The sequence below is a fragment of the Cellulomonas taurus genome (genome assembly GCF_012931845.1).
Lineage (GTDB): Bacteria > Actinomycetota > Actinomycetes > Actinomycetales > Cellulomonadaceae > Cellulomonas > Cellulomonas taurus.
In genome coordinates, this window is sequence record NZ_CP051884.1 from 1,987,191 (window position 1) to 2,005,427 (window position 18,237).

General features: G+C 71.7%; 15 protein-coding genes. 4 read left to right on the top strand and 11 right to left on the bottom strand.

Features of this window, described 5'->3' with window-relative positions:
• Nucleotides 1-132: 132 nt before the first annotated feature.
• The 3 genes from HGK68_RS09250 to HGK68_RS09260 all read right to left on the bottom strand — a co-directional run bounded on the left by HGK68_RS09250 (nucleotide 133) and on the right by HGK68_RS09260 (nucleotide 4,054).
• Nucleotides 133-1,449, bottom strand: coding sequence for an amino acid permease (locus tag HGK68_RS09250; RefSeq protein ID WP_169167038.1), 1,317 nt, complete (start codon nucleotides 1,447-1,449; stop codon nucleotides 133-135).
• Between the two features lie 79 nt (nucleotides 1,450-1,528).
• Nucleotides 1,529-3,175 carry a BCCT family transporter gene (locus tag HGK68_RS09255; RefSeq protein ID WP_169165706.1) on the bottom strand — a complete coding sequence of 549 codons (1,647 nt, stop codon included), beginning with the start codon at nucleotides 3,173-3,175 and terminating at the stop codon, nucleotides 1,529-1,531.
• A 195-nt stretch (nucleotides 3,176-3,370) separates the two neighbouring features.
• Nucleotides 3,371-4,054, bottom strand: coding sequence for an HAD family hydrolase (locus tag HGK68_RS09260; RefSeq protein WP_169165707.1), 684 nt, complete (start codon nucleotides 4,052-4,054; stop codon nucleotides 3,371-3,373).
• Nucleotides 4,055-4,171: 117 nt separating this feature from the next.
• Here HGK68_RS09260 and HGK68_RS09265 point away from each other — a divergent pair, with 117 nt between their 5' ends.
• Nucleotides 4,172-4,747 carry a DUF2231 domain-containing protein gene (locus HGK68_RS09265; protein ID WP_169165708.1) on the top strand — a complete coding sequence of 192 codons (576 nt, stop codon included), beginning with the start codon at nucleotides 4,172-4,174 and terminating at the stop codon, nucleotides 4,745-4,747.
• Nucleotides 4,748-4,878: 131 nt separating this feature from the next.
• On the top strand, nucleotides 4,879-5,502 hold the full coding sequence (locus HGK68_RS09270; RefSeq protein WP_169165709.1) for an ANTAR domain-containing protein: 624 nt from the start codon (nucleotides 4,879-4,881) through the stop codon (nucleotides 5,500-5,502).
• Between the two features lie 4 nt (nucleotides 5,503-5,506).
• Here the strand turns inward: HGK68_RS09270 and lysX are convergent, their stop codons facing one another.
• Nucleotides 5,507-8,785 carry a bifunctional lysylphosphatidylglycerol synthetase/lysine--tRNA ligase LysX gene (gene lysX / locus HGK68_RS09275; protein WP_169165710.1) on the bottom strand — a complete coding sequence of 1,093 codons (3,279 nt, stop codon included), beginning with the start codon at nucleotides 8,783-8,785 and terminating at the stop codon, nucleotides 5,507-5,509.
• Nucleotides 8,786-8,854: 69 nt separating this feature from the next.
• Between lysX and HGK68_RS09280 the strand changes: the two genes are divergently transcribed.
• The gene (locus HGK68_RS09280; protein WP_169165711.1) at nucleotides 8,855-9,658 is read left to right on the top strand and encodes a hypothetical protein; all 804 of its coding nucleotides are present in this window, start codon (nucleotides 8,855-8,857) and stop codon (nucleotides 9,656-9,658) included.
• A gap of 24 nt (nucleotides 9,659-9,682) precedes the next feature.
• Here the strand turns inward: HGK68_RS09280 and HGK68_RS09285 are convergent, their stop codons facing one another.
• Complete coding sequence (locus tag HGK68_RS09285; RefSeq protein ID WP_169165712.1) at nucleotides 9,683-10,519, bottom strand: TrmH family RNA methyltransferase; 837 nt, start codon at nucleotides 10,517-10,519, stop codon at nucleotides 9,683-9,685.
• 53 nt (nucleotides 10,520-10,572) lie between these two features.
• On the opposite strand from HGK68_RS09285, the gene HGK68_RS09290 reads away from it, so the two are divergent.
• Nucleotides 10,573-11,106 carry a DinB family protein gene (locus tag HGK68_RS09290; RefSeq protein WP_169165713.1) on the top strand — a complete coding sequence of 178 codons (534 nt, stop codon included), beginning with the start codon at nucleotides 10,573-10,575 and terminating at the stop codon, nucleotides 11,104-11,106.
• A gap of 64 nt (nucleotides 11,107-11,170) precedes the next feature.
• On the opposite strand, the gene HGK68_RS09295 is transcribed toward HGK68_RS09290, so the two are convergent.
• The 6 genes from HGK68_RS09295 to HGK68_RS09320 all read right to left on the bottom strand — a co-directional run bounded on the left by HGK68_RS09295 (nucleotide 11,171) and on the right by HGK68_RS09320 (nucleotide 18,210).
• On the bottom strand, nucleotides 11,171-11,632 hold the full coding sequence (locus HGK68_RS09295; protein WP_169165714.1) for a hypothetical protein: 462 nt from the start codon (nucleotides 11,630-11,632) through the stop codon (nucleotides 11,171-11,173).
• Between the two features lie 35 nt (nucleotides 11,633-11,667).
• A complete protein-coding gene (locus HGK68_RS09300) occupies nucleotides 11,668-12,399 on the bottom strand; it encodes a 6-phosphogluconolactonase (protein ID WP_169165715.1) in 732 nt (243 codons plus the stop codon).
• A 237-nt stretch (nucleotides 12,400-12,636) separates the two neighbouring features.
• Nucleotides 12,637-14,586, bottom strand: a complete 1,950-nt coding sequence (locus HGK68_RS09305; protein ID WP_169165716.1) for an ABC transporter ATP-binding protein — start codon at nucleotides 14,584-14,586, stop codon at nucleotides 12,637-12,639.
• Complete coding sequence (locus tag HGK68_RS09310; RefSeq protein WP_169165717.1) at nucleotides 14,583-16,319, bottom strand: ABC transporter ATP-binding protein; 1,737 nt, start codon at nucleotides 16,317-16,319, stop codon at nucleotides 14,583-14,585. The genes HGK68_RS09305 and HGK68_RS09310 overlap by 4 nt, the downstream gene beginning before the upstream one ends.
• Nucleotides 16,313-16,966: a TetR/AcrR family transcriptional regulator gene (locus tag HGK68_RS09315; RefSeq protein WP_246260239.1), complete on the bottom strand. Its 654-nt coding sequence runs from the start codon at nucleotides 16,964-16,966 to the stop codon at nucleotides 16,313-16,315. Before HGK68_RS09315 ends, HGK68_RS09310 begins: the two co-directional genes overlap by 7 nt.
• Nucleotides 16,967-17,079: 113 nt before the next feature.
• Nucleotides 17,080-18,210, bottom strand: a complete 1,131-nt coding sequence (locus tag HGK68_RS09320; RefSeq protein WP_169165719.1) for an SPFH domain-containing protein — start codon at nucleotides 18,208-18,210, stop codon at nucleotides 17,080-17,082.
• Nucleotides 18,211-18,237: the final 27 nt, after the last annotated feature.

The following is an 18,237-nucleotide window of genomic DNA, read 5'->3' on the forward strand; positions in this document are numbered from 1 at the left end:
ACCGAGTTCAACGAACCCGTCAGGCCCAACGAACCCGCCAGGCCCAACGAGCCCAACGAACCCACCGAACCCGCCAGACCCACCGGGCCTACCGAATCCGCCGGGCCCGACCGAGGCGGCGATATGTCGCCTTCAGGAGACCGGCGTTCCGCGCCCCCGTCGCCACGCCGTCACCCCGTACACCGCCACGATCACCCCGACCAGCCCGGCCGTGGCCGCCAGCTGCCCCCGCGCCGTCGAGTCCGCGAGCATCAGCGCCACCAGCCCGCCGAGCGCGACCAGCGTGGCCCAGGTCAGCCAGGGGAATCCCCACATCCGCAGCGTCATCGGCTTTCCCGACCGTTCCAGGGTCGGCCGCAGCCGCAGCTGGGCGACGGCGATCAGCACCCAGACCACCAGGAGTGCGGAGCCGACGGCGTTCAGCAGCAGGCCGAGCAGGTCGTCCGGCAGCAGCCAGTTGAGCGCGACGGCGACCACGGCGAAGAACACCGAGACCAGCACCGACACCCAGGGCACGTCCTGCTTCGACACCCGGCGCAGCGCGGCCGGGCCGTCGCCGCGTCCGGCCAGGGAGTAGGCCATCCGGGAGGTGCCGTAGACGTTGGCGTTGAAGGCGGACAGCAGCGCGATCACCACGACCACCTCCATCAGCTTCGCCGCACCGGGCAGCCCCGCCAGGTCGAGCACCGCAACGAACGGACCGGACTGGAGGGCTGGGGCGTTCCAGGGCAGGACCAGCACCATGATGGCGACCGAACCGATGTAGAACAGCAGGATCCGCCAGACGATGGTGCGGGTGGCGCGGGCGACGGCGCGCTGCGGGTCGCGGGCCTCGGCGGCGGCGATGGTGACGATCTCGATCCCGCCGAAGGCGAAGACGACCACCAGCAGACCGGCCGCGACCCCGCCGATCCCCTCGGGGGCGAAGCCGCCCTGGCCGAGCAGGTTGCTGGTGCCGACCGGGTCGGTGCCGGGCAGCAGGCCGAAGACCAGCAGGGTGCCGACGATCAGGAAGCCGACGATCGCGGCAACCTTGATGAAGGCGAACCAGAACTCCAGCTCACCGAACTGCCGGACACCGGACAGGTTCACCACGGCGAACAGCCCCACGAACACGGCCGCGACCACCCACTGCGGCACGCCGGGCAGCCAGCCGGTGACGATCTGGGCCACCCCGGTGATCTCGGCGCCGAGCACCATGATCAGGGTGAACCAGTACAGCCAGCCCAGGGTGAAGCCCGCCCACCGGCCCAGGGCCTTCTCCGCGTAGACCGAGAACGATCCGCTGGCCGGCAGCGCGGAGGCCATCTCGGCCAGCATCCGCATGATCAGCACGACCAACAGCCCGGCGATCCCGTAGGACACCAGCACCGCCGGTCCGGCGGTGGCGATGCCGGCACCGCTGCCGAGGAACAGCCCGGCACCGATCGCGGAGCCCAGGCCCATCATCGTCAGGTGCCGGGTCCGCAGGCCGGTGCCCAGGTGGTCGGTGGAGGTATCGCTGCTCACGGAGGAACAGGCTAGTGGTCTAGTCGCGCGGGCCCCGCACCCGGCGCCACCACCGCGCCCCGCTGTCGTCGCCCTCGGTCAGCTGCGCCTCGACGTGCTGGGTGACATGGGCGGTGATGCTCGCCCGCACCCGACGACGTTCTGCCCGGAGGAAGGCGGTGTGTTCGATGTGCAACGCCTTGGAAGTGGCGAACATCATCCCGATCACCACGACGGAGAACGGCAGTGCGATCAGGATCGCCGCGGTCTGCAAGGCGGTGAGACCACCGGCCAGCAGCAGCGCGATCGCGAGCACGCCGACCAGCGAGGCCCAGATCACCCGGAGCCGGGTGCCGGGGTCCGGGTTGCCACCGGCCGAGAGCATGGCGACGACCAGTGCGCCGGAGTCGGCGGAGGTGATGAAGAACAGCGCGATCAGGATGATGGCGCCGATGGACAGCGCGGCACCGCCCGGCAGCCCGGAGAGCAGATCGAAGAGCGCGTTCTCCGGCACCACCTCGCCGTCGGCACCGACCAGACCGCCGTCGCCGAACAGCTGCTGGTAGAGCGCGGAACCGCCCAGCACCGAGAACCACAGGAAGGTGACGATGGTCGGCACCAGGAGCACCCCGCCCACGAACTCGCGCACGGTCCGGCCCCGGGAGATCCGCGCGATGAACACCCCGACGAAGGGCGACCAGCTGATCCACCAGCCCCAGTAGAACGTGGTCCACTTCGCCTGCCATGCCTCACCCTCGGCGCCGGAGTAGGCGCTGACGTTGAAGGTCAGGGACAGGAAGGACGACAGGTAGTTACCGATCGACTGCACGAACTCACGCAGCAGGAACAGGCTCGGCCCCAGGATCAGGACCAGCACCATCAGCACCCCGGCGAAGGACACGTTGATGTTGGACAGCCACTTCAGGCCCTTGTCCAGCCCGGAGACCACGGACAGGGTGGCGGCGGCGGTGACCACGATGATGAGCACCACCTGCAGGCCGGTGCTGGACTCGATGATCCCGGCGTGTTCCAGCCCGGCGGCGATCTGCAGCACACCCAGGCCGAGGGAGGTCGCCACACCGAAGACGGTGCCGACCACCGCGGTGACGTCGATCGCGTCGCCGAGTCGCCCCTTCACCCGGTCACCGAGCAGCGGTTCCAGCGCCCACCGGATCGACACCGGCCGGCCCTTGCGGTGGATCGTGTACGCCAGCGCCAGACCCACCACCACGTAGATCGCCCAGGCGTTGACCCCCCAGTGCAGGTAGGTCTGGGTCATCGCGGTCTGCGCGAGCTGGATCGGGCTGCCCTCGACGCCGGGCTTCGGGCTGGCGAAGTGGCTGAGCGGCTCGGCGACCCCCCAGAACACCAGGCCGATGCCCATCCCGGCGGCGAACAGCATGGAGAACCAGGTGCCGAGGCCGTACTGCGGCTCGTCGTCGTCCTGACCGAGGGTGATGTCCCCCCACCGCCCCACCCCGACCCAGATCGAGAACGCCACGAAGGCGGCCACGATCAGCACGTAGTACCAGCCGAAGCCGCTGACGACGTTGGTCTGCACGGCGGAGATGAACCGCTCGGCGGGTCCCGGGAAGGCGATGGTCAGGCCGGCCACCGCCGCGACGATCGCCGCGGACGGCCAGAACACGGCGGGGGCGATGCCCCAACGCTCACGGAGTGTGGACATCGGAACCTCACGGTGCAAGGGGAAAAAGAACGCCCCAGGGTGGCATCCGTGGCACGTTCGCGCACGCCAGGGCGGAGATCCGTCGACGTCGGGCGGCGGTCGGCCCCGCACTGGATGCGGTCAGCCCCGCCGTCCCGACGCCCCGGCCCGGGCGGCTGATCCCCCCGGTGTCGGCCCTCCCCCGGCGCGTGCGACTCAGCGCACGCCCACCCAGGTGAGGAGTGTGGTGGCGTCGACAGCGGCCATGCCGTCGCGGATCAGGAGGTCGGCCTGCTCGAACCGCGGGTCCAGCGGATCGGTGATCGACGGGATGGCGATGCATCGCATGCCCGCAGCCTTGGCGGCCAGCACCCCGGGCACGGCATCCTCGATCACGACGCAGTGCTCGGGTGCGACACCGAGCCGCCGCGCCGCCGCCAGGAACACGTCGGGGGCCGGCTTCCCGGCGCCGACCTGGTCCACCGACACCCGCTCCGGCAGCAGGTCGGCCAGCCCGACAGCGGTGAGCGAGGCGTCGATGGCCGACAGGGGTGACCCGGAGGCGACCGCCATCGGCATCCCGGCGGCCGCCAGCTCGCGGACCAGGGTGCTGGTCGGCTCGAACGCCTGGAGGCCGGGGTAGAGCGCGTGCACCAGGTCCATCTTGCGTTCGACCCAGCGCGGCAGGTCGGCTTCGATCCCGTAGTGCGCGGCGAGCGCCGCCAGCACCTCCGTGCCGCCGAGTCCGACGAACCCGGCCTTCACCTCCGCGGTGAGGTCGACCCCCGCCTCGGCGAACACTTGCCGTTCGGCCTCGAACAACAGCGCCTCGCTGTCGACCAGCACGCCGTCCAGATCCCAGAGCACCGCCTCGACCGGTGCCGCACCCGCTTCGCCCATCGTCACTCCTCTGTGCCGCGCTCGGGCCAAACCCTACCATCTGGTCGGCATCTAGTGCGGATGCGCCCCGACCCGGACTCGGCGACGCTCGAGGTACCCCAGCCCGAGAGGTCCGCCATGTCCCAGCACAGCTCCCCCCGCAGCCCGCTCCCCGCCCAGCTCGCCGAGCAGCTGGAGAACGCCGACACCCTCGACCCCGCGGTCGAGCGCCTCGACGCGGCCAGCCGCCCCCTGCTCGCCCACGAAGGCCTGGCCAGGCTCCTGCGCGGTCGCCCGCTCGGGCACGCCGCGCACCCGCTGCTGACCGACCTGCCGCTCGGCTTCTGGTTCAGCAGCGTCACCCTGGACCTGGTCGGCGGCAAGGACGCGCGGGCCGCCGCCGACCGACTGCTCGGGCTCGGCATCCTGAGCACCACGCCCGCCACGGTCACCGGTATTGCCGACTGGGCGTTGGGCAGCCAGCAGGTGCGGCGGGTCGGGGTGGTGCACGCCGCACTGAACTCGGCGGCCACCGTCGGCTTCGGCGCGTCCTGGCTGCTGCGACGTCGCGGCCACCGGGCCGCCGGGGTGCTGGCATCCCTCGCGGCGGTCGGCGTGGTCGGCGCGGCGGGCTTCCTCGGCGGACACCTGGCATTCGCCCAGCAGTCCCCCACCCCGGACGCGGCCGACCCCGAGCGGACGCCCGACATGTGACTTCCTGCGCGACACGCGGTGCGTCGATTTCTGTGACGGGTCGTGCTCCACCTACCCTCTGACCAGCGCGGTACCCCGGGGTCGGGCCAAGGCCCCCGTGACGCCGCACCAGCACGAGGGCCGCAACGACATTGTCGGAACAGAACCACCCACGACAGGCACCCGGGACTGGCACCCCGACCGGTGCCTACCGGCTTGATCCGCACACGGGCACCTGGTGGTGGTCCGAGTCGATCTATCGCATCCACGGCTTCGCCCCGGGTGACGTCGTCCCCACCACCGACCTGCTGCTCGCACACGCCCACCCCGACGACCGCACCGACCTGACCGCGGTGCTCGCGGCGCCTCCGGTCACCCTCAGCGCCGTCTATCGGATGATCGACGCCGATCATCGTGAACGGCTCTGCGTCCTGGTCGGCGAGCGACGCGACCGCGAGGTGCGCGGGTATCTGATCGACCTCACCGACCTGGTCGACCGGCACGGCCAAGCCGTCGCCACCTCCGCGATCACGGCAGCGGCCACCTCGCGGTCGGTGATCGAACAGGCGGTCGGCGCAGTGGCGTTCAGCCAGCAGACCGACCCGCCCACCGCCTTCGCCCTGCTCCGGGCGGCCTCGATGGACGCGAATGTCCCGGTGCGCGCACTGGCGGCGGCCATCGTGGAGGCGCTGCCCGACCTCGGCGCCGACGCCGAACGGGTGCGCAAGTTCCTGGACGAGCTGCGCAGCCCGGGCAAGCGGACCGTCGCCGAATAGGTACTCAGCCCCGCCGGTGCGGCTTGACGAAGGGGAAGGCCAGGGTCTCGCGGATCGACGCCCCGATCAGCATCATGTAGACCCGGTCCACCCCGAGCCCGAGCCCACCGGTGGGCGGCATCCCGAACTCCAGCGCCGACAGGAAGCCCTCGTCGACCTCCATCGCCTCCGGGTCACCGGCCGCCGCCAGCAATGACTGCTGGGTGAGCCGCTCCCGCTGGTCCACCGGGTCGATCAGCTCGGAGTAGGCGGTGCCCAGCTCGGCACCGAAGGCCACCAGGTCCCAGCGCTCGGCCAACCGCGGGTCGTCGCGGTGCACCCGGGTCAGCGGTGAGGTCTCCACCGGGAAGTCGGTGTAGAAGGTCGGTGCGACGGTCCTGCCCTCGACCAGCCGGTCGTACAGCTCGGTGACCAGCGCACCGTGCGACTCCTCCGGCCCGAAGGCGATCTGGTGCGCCGCGCACACCCGGTGCAGCTCGGCCAGCGGGGTGTCCGGGGTGATCGGGGTGCCGACCGCGCGGGACACCGCCTCGTGCACCGTCACCACCGGCCAGTCGCCGTCCAGTCGCACCACGCTGCCGTCGGCACGGCGGGAGATCGGTTCGCCGTGCACGGCGATCGCGGCGGCCACGATCAGCTCCCGGGTCAGGTGCCGCATCGTGGTGTAGTCGCCGAACGCCTGGTACGCCTCCAGCGAGGTGAACTCCGGGTTGTGCGTGGCGTCGGCACCCTCGTTGCGGAAGTTGCGGCCCAGCTCGAACACCCGCTCCATCCCGCCGATCGCCAGCTGCTTGAGGAACAGCTCGGGTGCGATCCGCAGGTACAGGTCCATGTCGTAGGCGTTGATGTGCGTGGTGAACGGCCGGGCGTTCGCCCCACCGTGCACGCGTTGCAGGATCGGGGTCTCCACCTCGGCGAAGCCGCGCTCCACCAGCGTGCTGCGCAGGGCGTGCACCGCCCGCGAACGACCGCGCAGGGTGCGGCTGGCGGTGGTGTCCAGGGCCAGGTCGACGTGCCGCAGGCGGAGCCGGGTCTCCGGGTCGACCAGGCCGCGCACCTTGTCCGGCGGCGGGGTGAGTGCCTTGGCCGCCATCACCCAGCTGGTGGCGTGGACGGTGAGCTCGCCGGTGCGGCTGCGGGTGACGATGCCGGTGACGCTGACGTGGTCGGCCAGGTCCACCGCGCGCCGCCACAGGTCGATGTCAGCTGCCCCGTCGGCGGTCAGCATCACCTGGCGTTCGGTGTTCTCGGCTCGGAGCACGGCGAAGCACACGCCACCGAAGTCGCGCAGTCGGACCACCCGGCCCGAGATCGACACCGAGCTGCCCAGCAGCTCCGGCCCCACCTCGCCCAGGGCATGGGTGCGCGGCACCGCCACCGGGTAGGCGGGCATCCCGGCCGCGGTCAGCACCTCCAGGGTGTGCCGCCGGGCGCGTTCCTGGTCGGTGAGCCGGGGGGTGGGCACCGCGAGCGCCAGCAGCCGGGCCTCCTGCTCCCGCACCGCCTCGCCCAGCTCCCGTTCCTGCTCGGGGGTCGGCCGGGCGGGCACCCGGCGTACCGTCCACGCCGGGACGAAGCCCTCCGCCTGCCCGGCCGCCAGGGTGACGGCGGTCAGCTGACTGGATGCGCCGTAGCAGAGGTAGCGCGGCCGCCAGCGCGGGGCGTACTTCTGGTTCGAGCGGTACAGCTGGTCCAGCTGCCACCAGCGGGAGGCGAACAGGATCACCCGGCGGCCGAGCCGTTGCAGCGGACCCGCCGCCACCGACTCGCCCTGCTCGATGATGCCGCGGAACATCGCGAAGTTCAGCGACACCCGGTCCACCGCGATCCCCGGACCCTGGGTCGCCAACGCGGTGATCATCAGCTCGGTCACCCCGGGCACTGCCTCCGGCGACCGGCGCATGTAGTCGAGCGACACCCCGGTGCGTCCCCAGGGCACGAAGCTCAGCAGGCCGCGCAACGCCCCGTCGGCGGCGTGGGCCGTGACCACCAGGACGCGCGGGTCCCGGGGGCTGCCCAGCCGCTCGGAGGCCATCGAGAACCCGCGCTCATCGTCGCCGTGCCGCCATTGGTTCGCCGCCTCGACCAGGGCGGACAGCTCCTCGGCCGGGATCTCCGCCTGCCGCCGCAGCCGGACGGTGTACCCCTCACGCTGGGGCCGGGCCACCGCATGGCGCACCGCGCGCATGGAGGGCGCCGACAGCTCGAAGTCCCGGGTGCTGAGGATCGCCTCGTCCCCCATGGTCAGCACCGAGAGCCCGGCGTCCCGGTAGGCGCGCGCACCGCGTTCGGAGGCGGACAGCACACCCGGCGCCCAGCCGTGCTGCCGCGCCCGGGCCAGCACCCGGTCGATCGCATACGGCCAGGAGGCGGGGTCGCCGAGCGGGTCACCGGCGGCGAGCAGCACCCCGCTGACCACCCGGTAGGACACCGCGGCGCGGCCATCGGCGGAGAACACGGTGGAGCGGTCGTCCCGGGTCGCGAAGTAGGCGAGCGAGTCGTCGCCGGGGAACTCCAGCAACAGGCGGCGCACCGCGAGCTCGTCCTCCGCCGTCCGCGCCGACTCGCCCGGTCCGGCATGCAGGTACACCACCACCGCCGCCACCAGTCCGAGGCCGCTGATCCCTCCGGCGATCCAGGCCAGCCCGACCGGCGCGGCGCCGGAGAGCGCGAAGGGTTCCTCGTGCGGGTTCAGGCCCAGGGAGACGCTCAGCCCGTCGAGCACCCGCTGCCACTGTCCGGGCAGCGTGTTGGGCACCACCTGGAGCAGTGCCCACACCACACCGGTCGCGGTCAGGATGCCGGTCAGCACCACCCCAGCCGCCCGCCACCAGGCGCCGGGGGCGATCCGGGCCGGGAACGCCGACCGCGCGGCGATCAGCAGCACGGTCAGCACCAGGCCCACCCCGGCGCCGACCCAGGTGCTCCAGTGCACCCCGTCCAGCACCCCGGCGGAGGGATCGAGCGCGTCCAGCAGCACCGCGAGCGCCATGATCCCGGCCGAGGGCAGCTGCCAGAACACGATCACGAACCACAGCGCGATCCGGCGGCGACGCAGGAACCCGCTGGCGACCAGCCCGACCAGCACCGCGCTGAACAGTCCCGGGATCACCGGCACGTTGGTCACCGACAGCAGCAGCGCCAGCTCACGTTCCATCCGGCCGATCGGGCGGAACAGCATGCCGAGCAGCAACCACGCCGCATAGAACTGGAGCACCCGCCCGCCCCAGAGCGCCACGGTCTCCGCCCAGGCCGGCGCCCGGTCCTCGCTGGTGTCTCGCATGCGCCACATCGTGCCGTACCCGCGCTACCGTCCGACAGGACACCCCACCCCGACCCGGAGGTTCGCCCGATGCTGCTGGCCCTGTGCGCCGCGGTGGCCGCGAGCCTCGGCTACGGCATCTCCACGATCATGCAGGCCGTCGCCGCCCGGCGGGCCTCCGGCCTGGCGGTGATCGTGCAGCCGCTGGTGCTGGGTGGTTTCGCCGTGGACGGGCTGTCCTGGCTGCTCACCCTGGTGGCCCTGAATCGGCTGCCGCTGTTCGTGGTCCAGTCGATCGTGTCGGCCTCCCTGGTGGTGGTCGTGCTGCTGGCGTCCCGGCTGCTGCACGTGCGGCTGCGGCGGCTGGACGTGATCGCGGTGGCGGTGGTGATCGCCGCCCTGGTGGTGCTCGCGCTCGGCTCCGGCGAGCAGCCCGCCGCCACGCCGCCGCCCGGGTTCCTCGTCGGGGCGGCCGTCGCCGGCGGCCTGCTCACCCTCACCCTGCTGCTCGGCTACCGGCGCGGGCACCCGCTGCTGTTGGCGTCGGTCGGCGGGCTGGGCTACGGGCTCGCGGCGATCGCCGCCCGGGCGGCCGACACCTCGGGCTCCCTGGCGCAGATCGTCTGGCAGCCGATGGTCGGGGTGCTGGTCGTCGGGGGCGTGGTGGGCACGCTCGGTTACCTGCGGGCGCTGGAACGCGGGCCGGTGGGCAGCGCCGCCGCCGTCATGTCGGTGCTCGAGGTGATCGTGCCCGGCGCCGTCGGGCTGTGGGTGCTCGGCGACGAGGTGCGCGGCGGCTGGGTCCCCGCGGTGGCGGTGGCCGGGACGCTGGCCCTGGCCGCCTGCGTGGCGCTCGCGACCAGCCCGGCCAACCGCGAGGCGTCCGAGGCCTGACCCCCAGTGACCCGGACGCGAGCGTCAGTCCCGGTCGAGCACCCGCGTCGCCCAGGTCGCCACCGCGACCGCGGAGGCCACGTTCAACGAGTCCACCCCACCGGCCATCGGGATCCGCACCGTCGCGTCGCAGGCGGCGATGGTCTGCCGCTTCAACCCGTCGCCCTCGGTGCCGAACACGGTGGCGAGCTTCGGAGGCGGATCGGCCGCCAGCTCGTCCAGGCTGATCGAGTCCTCGTCCAGTGCCAACGCCGCGACGGTGAAGCCGAGGTCGTGCAGCTGCTCCACCCCGCCCGGCCAGGACGGGATGCGGGTCCACGGCACCTGGAACACCGTGCCCATCGACACCCGGATCGCCCGGCGGTAGAGCGGGTCGGCGCAGGACGGGGTGATGAGCACGGCGTCCACGCCCATCGCCGCGCACGCCCGCATCGCCGCGCCGACGTTCGTGTGGTCGACGATGTCCTCCAGCACCACCACCCGACGCGCCCCGGCCAGGGTCTCCGCCACCGACGGCAGCACCGGCCGGTGCATCGACGCCAGTGCGCCCCGGTGCACGTGGAAACCGGTGATCGCCTCCAGCACCGCGGGCTCCCCCACGTAGACCGGCACCGGCTCACCGTCGGCGGGGAGTCCGGCCAGCAGCTCCTCGACATCCGGCAGCCAGCGCGGGGAGACCAGCACCGACCGCGGCCGGTGCCCGGCGGCCAGTGCCCGGGTGAGCACGGTCGAGCTCTCCGCGATGTACAGCCCCTTCTCCGGCTCGTGCTTGGAGCGCAGGGCCACGTCGGTCAGCCGCAGGTAGTCGGCGAGCCGCTCGTCGGCGGGGTCGGTCAGCGGGACGATCTGATACGCGGGCACCGGACCATTCTCCCGGCTGGTGTAGCCCGTCCCGACCACGCCACACTGCGAGCATGATCGATGAGCACGGTCGCCCCGAACCCCCGCTGGCAGCCGACGAGGCCACGATGCTGCTCGGCTACCTCGACTTCCACCGGGCCACCCTGGAGTGGAAGACCCGCGGCCTGGACCCGGCCGGACTGGCCACCACCGTCGGCCGCTCCACCATGACCCTCGGTGGCATGCTGGCGCACCTGGCCTACGTCGAGGACTCCTGGTCGACCTGGAGACTGCGTGGCGAGCCGCTGCCCCAGCCGTGGACCGACGTCGACTGGGACACGGACGTCGACTTCGACTGGCACCTGTCCCGCACCCTGCGTCCGGCCCAGCTGCGCACCCTCTGGGACGACTCCGTCGCCCGCTCCCGTGCCGCCATCGACGCCGCACTCGCCGAGGACGGGCTGGACGCTCCGGTGCGCCGCCCGTGGGCCGACGGTCAGGCGCCGACCGTGCGGTGGGTGCTGGTGCATCTGGTCGAGGAGTACGCCCGGCACAACGGTCACGCCGATCTGCTGCGCGAGCAGGTGGACGGCCAGGTCGGCGAGTAGGCCGCCCCGCCCTCGACGGACGCGGGTCGGGCCTCCCGAGTGGGCCCCAGGTCAGATCAGCAGGTCAGCGCCCGCCGAGGATCGCCGCGCGCAGCCCGGGGTCCAGGTCCAGCGACGTCCCCGACCGCAGCAGGTCGCCCACCAGCGGGTCGTCCAGGTCCCGGCACCGGGGACAGTCCTGCGCGTGCTGGGCGTTCTCCACCTCGACCGCGCCGACCTGGAGCGGCAGCACCTCGACGACCTGACGCAGCAGCTCCCAGCGGTCGCACGGTGCCGTGGCGAGACCCAGTGCCACGCTCACCGCCTCGGCGGGCTGGACGTCCGGCAGATCGAGTTCGGCCAGCGCCGCCGGGATCGCCGCCTCCAGCTCCGACCAGGTGGTGCCCCGTTCGGCGCCCGCCAGCTCGGCCAGCAGCGCCCCGCCATGACCCAGCCCGACCAGATGCGCCGCCACCGTCGGCCAGGCGTCCAACCCGATCAGCCCGCACCGGGCGACCACCGCCACCACCCGCAGCTCGTCGCCCATCCGCCCAGCCTGCCACGGCCGGCCCGGGGCAGGGCTCAGCGGCGCCGGAAGCCGCCCAGCCCGTCCGGCTCGACCAGTGCCGCCGCCTCCCGGTCCGCGATCAGGAGCAGGTTCGGGTGGGTGCGCAGGATCGTGCCCGGGCGGTCCTCACCGATCGGGCCGGTGAGGATCTCGGCCAGCGCCTGCGCCTTCGACGACCCGCTGACGATCAGCACCGCCTGCTTCGCCCGCAGCACCATCGGGAAGCCGAAGGTGACCACCTGCTCCGGCCGCGGGTCCATCGCCTCGACCAGGTGGTACCAGGGCAGATCGGCGTGCACGTCGTAGACGTAGATGTCCTGGTCGTACCGGGTGGTGCCGGGCATGTTGCCGCAGAAGTGGCAGTCGCCGCCCAGGCCCATCACCATCAGGTCCAGTCCGCCGTGTGTGGCCAGGTCGGACCGGATCGCGTCCGCGTTGTCCAGGGTCAGCCCGTGGATGTTCGCCTCCGCGATCCGCGCCGGACCGTAGATCTGCTCGTCCAGGCTGGTCCGGGTGACGCCCCGGTCGGTGCCGTTCGGGATCTCGTCGAAGTTGTAGAAGTGCACATTCGCGATGTCCTGCCCGCGCTCGGCCAGCAGCGGCGCGAGCAGCCGGTACGCACCGGCCGGGGTGGCACCGGCGGTGACCGACAAGTTGACCCGGCGGTCCTGCAGCATGGCGCCGACCAGCACGGCGGCGGTGGTGCGGCTCAGCGCCGCGTAGTCGTCCTCGACGACGAACTTCATGGGTGTCTCCTTCGACGAACCCGGTCGCGCGCGGCTGACTGCGCGCCGGAACTCCTGCCGCGGGGCGCCGCGACGGCGAGTCCTCGGGCGGATCGCTCCTCACCCGGACGCGACCCAGACTAACCCAGACCACTCGGTAGGGATTGGGCATCCCGCCACCCCGGGCTGTCACGCCCCCGTCGCCACCCAGACATGCCGATGCCGCCGCCCCCGCAGGAACGGCGGCATCGGTGCACCTCACTCCGCGACGGCCGCCGCGAACTGCGAGCTGTACAGCCGGGCGTACGCGCCACCGGCCGCCAGCAGCTCGTCGTGGCTGCCCTGCTCCACGATCGACCCGTGTTCCATCACCAGGATCAGGTCGGCGTCACGGATGGTGGACAACCGGTGCGCGATCACGAAGGACGTGCGGTTCGCCCGCAGGGCGTTCATCGCCTGCTGCACCAGCACCTCGGTGCGGGTGTCCACCGAGCTGGTCGCCTCGTCCAGCACCAGGATCGACGGGTCGGTGAGGAACGCCCGGGCGATGGTGAGCAGCTGCTTCTCCCCCGCCGACAGGCTGGACGCCTCGTCGTCGATCACGGTGTCGTAGCCGTCCGGCAGCGCCCGGACGATCTGGTCGACGTGGGTCGCCTCGGCCGCCCGGACCAGATCGGCGTGGTCGACGCCCTCCACCCCGTAGGCCAGGTTCTCCGCGATGGTGCCGTTGAACAGCCAGGTGTCCTGCAACACCATCCCGACCCGCGAGCGCAGGTCGTCCCGGGTCAGCGCCCGGGTGTCCACGCCGTCCAGGGTGATCCGGCCGGAGTCGATCTCGTAGAACCGCATCAGCAGGTTGACCAGGGTGGTCTTGCCGGCACCGGTCGGCCCGACGATCGCCACCGTCTGTCCCGGCTCGGCGACCAGGTCCAGGTGCTCGATCAGCGGGGTGTCCTCGCGGTAGCGGAACGACACGTCGTCGAAGACCACCCGGCCGGCCACCTTCGCCGGCAGCGCCAACGGCTGCGCGGGGTCGGCCTCCTGCTCCGGCGCGTCCAGCAGCTCGAACACCCGCTCCGCGGACGCCACGCCGGACTGCATCAGGTTCATCATCGAGGCGATCTGGGTGATCGGCTGACTGAACTGCCGCGAGTACTGGATGAACGCCTGCACGTCACCCAGGCTCATCGTGCCGGAGGCGACCCGCAGGCCACCGACCACCGCGACGATCACGTAGTTCAGGTTCGCGATGAAGCCCATCGCGGGCTGGATGATCCCGGAGATGAACTGGGCCTTGAACGACGCGGAGTACAGGGCCTCGTTCTGGCGGTCGAACTCGGCGATCGCCTGCTCCTTGCGACCGAAGACGGTGACCAGGGTGTGCCCGGTGAACATCTCCTCGATGTGCGCGTTCAGCCCGCCCGTGGCGGCCCACTGCTGGACGAACTGCGGCTGCGACCGCTTGGCGATCAGCATCGTGACCACCAGCGACAGCGGGATCGTCACCAGGGCGACCAGGGCCAGCAGCGGGGAGATCCAGAACATCATCGCCAGCACACCGATCACGGTCAGCACGGCGGTGACCAGCTGGGAGAATGTCTGCTGCAACGTCTGGGACAGGTTGTCGATGTCGTTGGTGACCCGGCTGAGCACCTCACCGCGCGGCTGGGAGTCGAAGTACTTCAGCGGCAACCGGGACAGCTTCGCCTCCACCCGGCGCCGCAGGTCGTAGACCGTGCGCTGCACGATCCCGGTCAGCAGTAGGCCCTGCAGGTAGCTGAGCAGCGCCGCGGCCACGTAGACCACGATCACCCAGACCAGCACCGCGCTGAGGTCGGCGAACACGATCCCCTGGCCCGGTGTCACCCCGGTCATCCCGGAGAGCATGTCCGCCAGCTGGGTCTGCCCCTGCTCGCGGAGCCGGTCCACCGCCTCGGCCTGGGTCACCCCGGCGGGCAGCATCGAGCCGACGACGCCGTTGAAGATCACGTTGGTCGCGTTGCCGAGCAGCTTCGGCCCGGCGACCGAGGCCGCCACCGACGCGATGCCGAGCAGCACGACCAGGGACAGCCGCAGCCGCTCCGGGCGCAGTACGCCGAGCAGACGCTTCAACGAGCCGGTGAAGTCCATCGACTTCTGGGTGGGCATCCCGATGCCCGCACCCGGGCCGTGCCCTCGTGGCCCCCGGGCCGGTGCCTGCGCGCTCATGCTGCTTCCTCCGCACTCAACTGGGAGTAGACGATCTCCTGGTAGGTCTCACAGGACGCCAGCAGCTCGTCATGGGTTCCGGTGCCGACCACCCGTCCTTCGTCCAGCACCACGATCCGGTCGGCGGTGCGGATGGTGGCGACCCGCTGGGCGACGACCAGCACCGCCGCGTCCCGGGTCTCCGGCACCAGTGCCGCCCGGAGTGCGGCGTCGGTGGCGAAGTCCAGGGCGGAGAAGCTGTCGTCGAACAGGTAGACGGCCGGCTTGCGGACCAGCGCCCGCGCGATCGACAGCCGTTGCCGCTGACCGCCGGAGACGTTGGTGCCGCCCTGGGCGATCGGGGCGTCCAGCCCGTCGGTCATCTCCCGCACGAAGTCGGCCGCCTGGGCGACCTCCAGCGCGTGCCAGAGCTCGTCGTCGGTGGCGTCCGGGTTGCCGTAGCGCAGGTTGCTGGCCACGGTGCCGCTGAACAGGTAGGGCTTCTGCGGCACCAGCCCGACCTGCCGCCACAGGTCGTCCAGGGCGAACTCGCGGACATCCGTGCCGTCCAGCAGCACGTGCCCCCCGGTGACGTCGAAGAGCCGGGGCACCAGGTTGAGCAGGGTGGTCTTCCCCGCTCCGGTGGAGCCGATGATCGCGGTGGTCTGCCCGGGTTCGGCGACCAGGTCGATGCCGGTCAGCACCGGGCGCTCGGCTCCGGGGTACCGGAACTCCACCGCGCGCAGCTCCAGCCGACCCGAGGCCCGGCCCGGCAGCGCGGTCGGGGTGACCGGTTCGGCCACGGTGCTCTCGGTGTCCAGCACCTCGACGATCCGCTCCGAGGAGACCACCGCCCGCGGCAGCATCACGAAGATCATCGCGGACATCATCACCGCGGACAGGATGTACATGATGTAGCTGATGAAGGCGGTCAGCGCCCCGACCTGCATGTGCCCGGAGTCGATCCGGCCGGCCCCGAACCAGATCACCCCGACGCTGGTCAGGTTCATGATCAGCATGACCACCGGGAAGATCAGCGCCATCAGCCGCCCGGCCCGCAGCGAGGTGTCGAACAGCGCGTCGTTGGCCTCGGCGAAGCGCGCCGCCTCCCGACGCTCGCGCACGAACGCCCGGATCACCCGCAGCCCGGCGAGCTGCTCGCGCATCACCCGGTTGATCGCGTCGATCCGCTTCTGCATCTGGCGGAAATACGGCACCATCTTGCGCACGATCAGCCCGACCACCACGGCCAGGATCGGCACCACGACCAGCAGCAGCGAGGACAGCGTCACGTCCTGGCGCAGTGCCAGGATCACCCCGCCGACCAGCATGAACGGCGCCATCACCAGGATGGTCATCGACATCAGCACGACCATCTGGACCTGCTGGACGTCATTGGTGGTCCGGGTGATCAGCGACGGTGCACCGAAGCCGCCGACCTCCTGCGCGGAGAAGTCCTGCACCCGGCGGAACAGTCCGGATCGGATGTCCCGGCCGAAGGCCATCGACACGTGGGCGCCGAAGTACACCGCCGCGACCGAGCAGACGACCTGCAACAGGCTGATCGCCAGCATCACGCCGCCGATCCGCATGATGTAGCCGGTGTCGCCGACGGCCACGCCCTTGTCGATGATGTCGGCGTTCAGGGTGGGCAGATACAGGGTCGCGATGGTCTGGGCGAGTTGCAGCACCATCACCGTGACCGCCTGACGCCAGTACGGCCTCAGGTACTCCGTGATCAGTCTCATCAACACGTGGAACTCCCGTGGGGGCGCGGGTCGGACAGGGGCGCGGCGGCGGTGCCGTGCAGCAGCACGTCCACCAGCAGGTCCACCGAGAGGTCGTCGTCCTCGGGCATCCCGGGCGGGACCCGACCCATGACGGTGGACAGCAGCAGCCGGGCGAGGACCTGCGGCGGGAACCGCAGGTCGGCGCGGAAGGGGTCGAACCGGCGCGTGAGGGCGTCGTTCAGCTCCTGAAGGGCACGGGACCGGGCATCCCGGGCCGGTGGACGATGGGGCCGAGGGGGCGGGGCGTCGCCGGACTCGGCGACGGCCAGGGCGTGCACGGCGATCATGATCCGGCGCACCCGCCGGGCAGTGGCGTTCAGCAGCTCGACCACCGCCCGCACCTCGGCGGTGAGATCGGTGCCCGTCGGCAGCGCCTCGATCTCCGCGATGGCGGCGCTGGTGTCGAACACCCGGGACGCGGCGGCCATCAGCAGTTCACGCTTGTCGTCGAAGGCCTTGAACAGCGTGCCCTCGGCGACCCCGGCGGCCTCGGCGATCTGCCGGGTGGTCACCGTGGACCCGAACTGCTCCAACAGCGGCACCGTCGCCTCCGCGATCGCGGCGCGGCGGTCGTCCCGGTTCATCGGACGTGCTCGACGGTTCTCGGCCATGCGCAGCAGCATAAGTGAGTGAGCACTCACTCGCCTAGGCCGTTCGCCCCGGGCCGAATACGACGACGCCCGCCGCACCGGGATCGGTGCGACGGGCGTCGGGACGGATCGACTCAGAGCAGCGGGTTCTCCGGCTCGGCCCGGTGCGGGCGCTGGCCCGCCTCCGCACCCGGGTCCGCCGGCTTGCCACTGAACGTGCCGGCGCGGGTGGCGTCGGCGGTGGCCGCCTGCGACTCGCGCCGCGCCTCGGCCAGCGCCTGCGCCGGATCGGTCAACGCGGAGGTCGGCAGGTCCTCCGGCCGCACCGGGGAGGCCCCGGCCGGACGCTCGGAGTCGCCCGCGCCGCTGCCGGAGAACGCACCGGTGAAGCCCTGGGTCAGCTGACCCAGCGCGCCGGTGAGCTCGGACGGCACGATCCAGACCTTGTTCGCCGGGGTCGACGCCAGCTTCGGCAGCGCCTGCAGGTACTGGTAGGCCAGCAGCTTCGGGTCGGCGTCGCCGCGGTGCACGGCGTCGAAGACCTGCAGGATCGCCCGGGACTCACCCTCGGCCTCCAGGATCGCCGCCTGCGCGGAACCCTCGGCGCGCAGGATCGCCGCCTGCTTCTCACCCTCGGCGGTGAGGATCTGCGACTGCTTGACACCCTCGGCGGTCAGGATCGCCGCACGACGGTCACGCTCGGCGCGCATCTGCTGCTCCATCGCGCCCTGCACCGACTGCGGCGGGTCGATGCTCTTCAGCTCGACCCGGTTCACCCGGATGCCCCAGCGGCCGGTCGCCTCGTCCAGCACCCCGCGCAGCTGACCGTTGATCTGGTCACGGCTGGTCAGGGTCTGCTCCAGGTCCATCGAGCCGATCACGTTACGCAGCGTGGTGACGGTCAGCTGCTCGATACCGGTGATGTAGTTCGCGATCTCGTACACCGCGGATTTCGGCTCGTTGACCGAGAAGTAGATGACGGTGTCGATGCTGACCACCAGGTTGTCCGACGTGATCACCGGCTGCGGCGGGAAGCTCACCACCTGCTCGCGCAGGTCGACCATCGCCCGCACCCGGTCGAAGAACGGGATCAGGAAGTGCAGGCCCGCTTGCATGGTCCGGCTGTAACGACCCAGGCGCTCGACCACGAGCGACCGGGACTGCGGCACCACGCGGACCGCCTTGCTCAACGTCACGACGACGAAGATGACCAGGGCGGCCAGAACGATCCAGCCCACCACCGATCCGACGCTGATGTCCTCCACCACGTCTCCCTCCCGGCTGATCGTCAC

Bases quoted from the DNA above. Each gene is read 5' to 3' on its own strand.
- HGK68_RS09250 (WP_169167038.1), bottom strand. From the start codon at position 1,449: ATGATGGGCCTGGGCTCCGCGATCGGTGCCGGGCTGTTCCTCGGCAGC.
- HGK68_RS09255 (WP_169165706.1), bottom strand. From the start codon at position 3,175: ATGTCCACACTCCGTGAGCGTTGGGGCATCGCCCCCGCCGTGTTCTGG.
- HGK68_RS09260 (WP_169165707.1), bottom strand. From the start codon at position 4,054: ATGGGCGAAGCGGGTGCGGCACCGGTCGAGGCGGTGCTCTGGGATCTG.
- HGK68_RS09265 (WP_169165708.1), top strand. From the start codon at position 4,172: ATGTCCCAGCACAGCTCCCCCCGCAGCCCGCTCCCCGCCCAGCTCGCC.
- lysX (WP_169165710.1), bottom strand. From the start codon at position 8,785: ATGCGAGACACCAGCGAGGACCGGGCGCCGGCCTGGGCGGAGACCGTG.
- HGK68_RS09280 (WP_169165711.1), top strand. From the start codon at position 8,855: ATGCTGCTGGCCCTGTGCGCCGCGGTGGCCGCGAGCCTCGGCTACGGC.
- HGK68_RS09290 (WP_169165713.1), top strand. From the start codon at position 10,573: ATGATCGATGAGCACGGTCGCCCCGAACCCCCGCTGGCAGCCGACGAG.
- HGK68_RS09295 (WP_169165714.1), bottom strand. From the start codon at position 11,632: ATGGGCGACGAGCTGCGGGTGGTGGCGGTGGTCGCCCGGTGCGGGCTG.
- HGK68_RS09300 (WP_169165715.1), bottom strand. From the start codon at position 12,399: ATGAAGTTCGTCGTCGAGGACGACTACGCGGCGCTGAGCCGCACCACC.
- HGK68_RS09305 (WP_169165716.1), bottom strand. From the start codon at position 14,586: ATGAGCGCGCAGGCACCGGCCCGGGGGCCACGAGGGCACGGCCCGGGT.
- HGK68_RS09315 (WP_246260239.1), bottom strand. From the start codon at position 16,966: ATGGCCGAGAACCGTCGAGCACGTCCGATGAACCGGGACGACCGCCGC.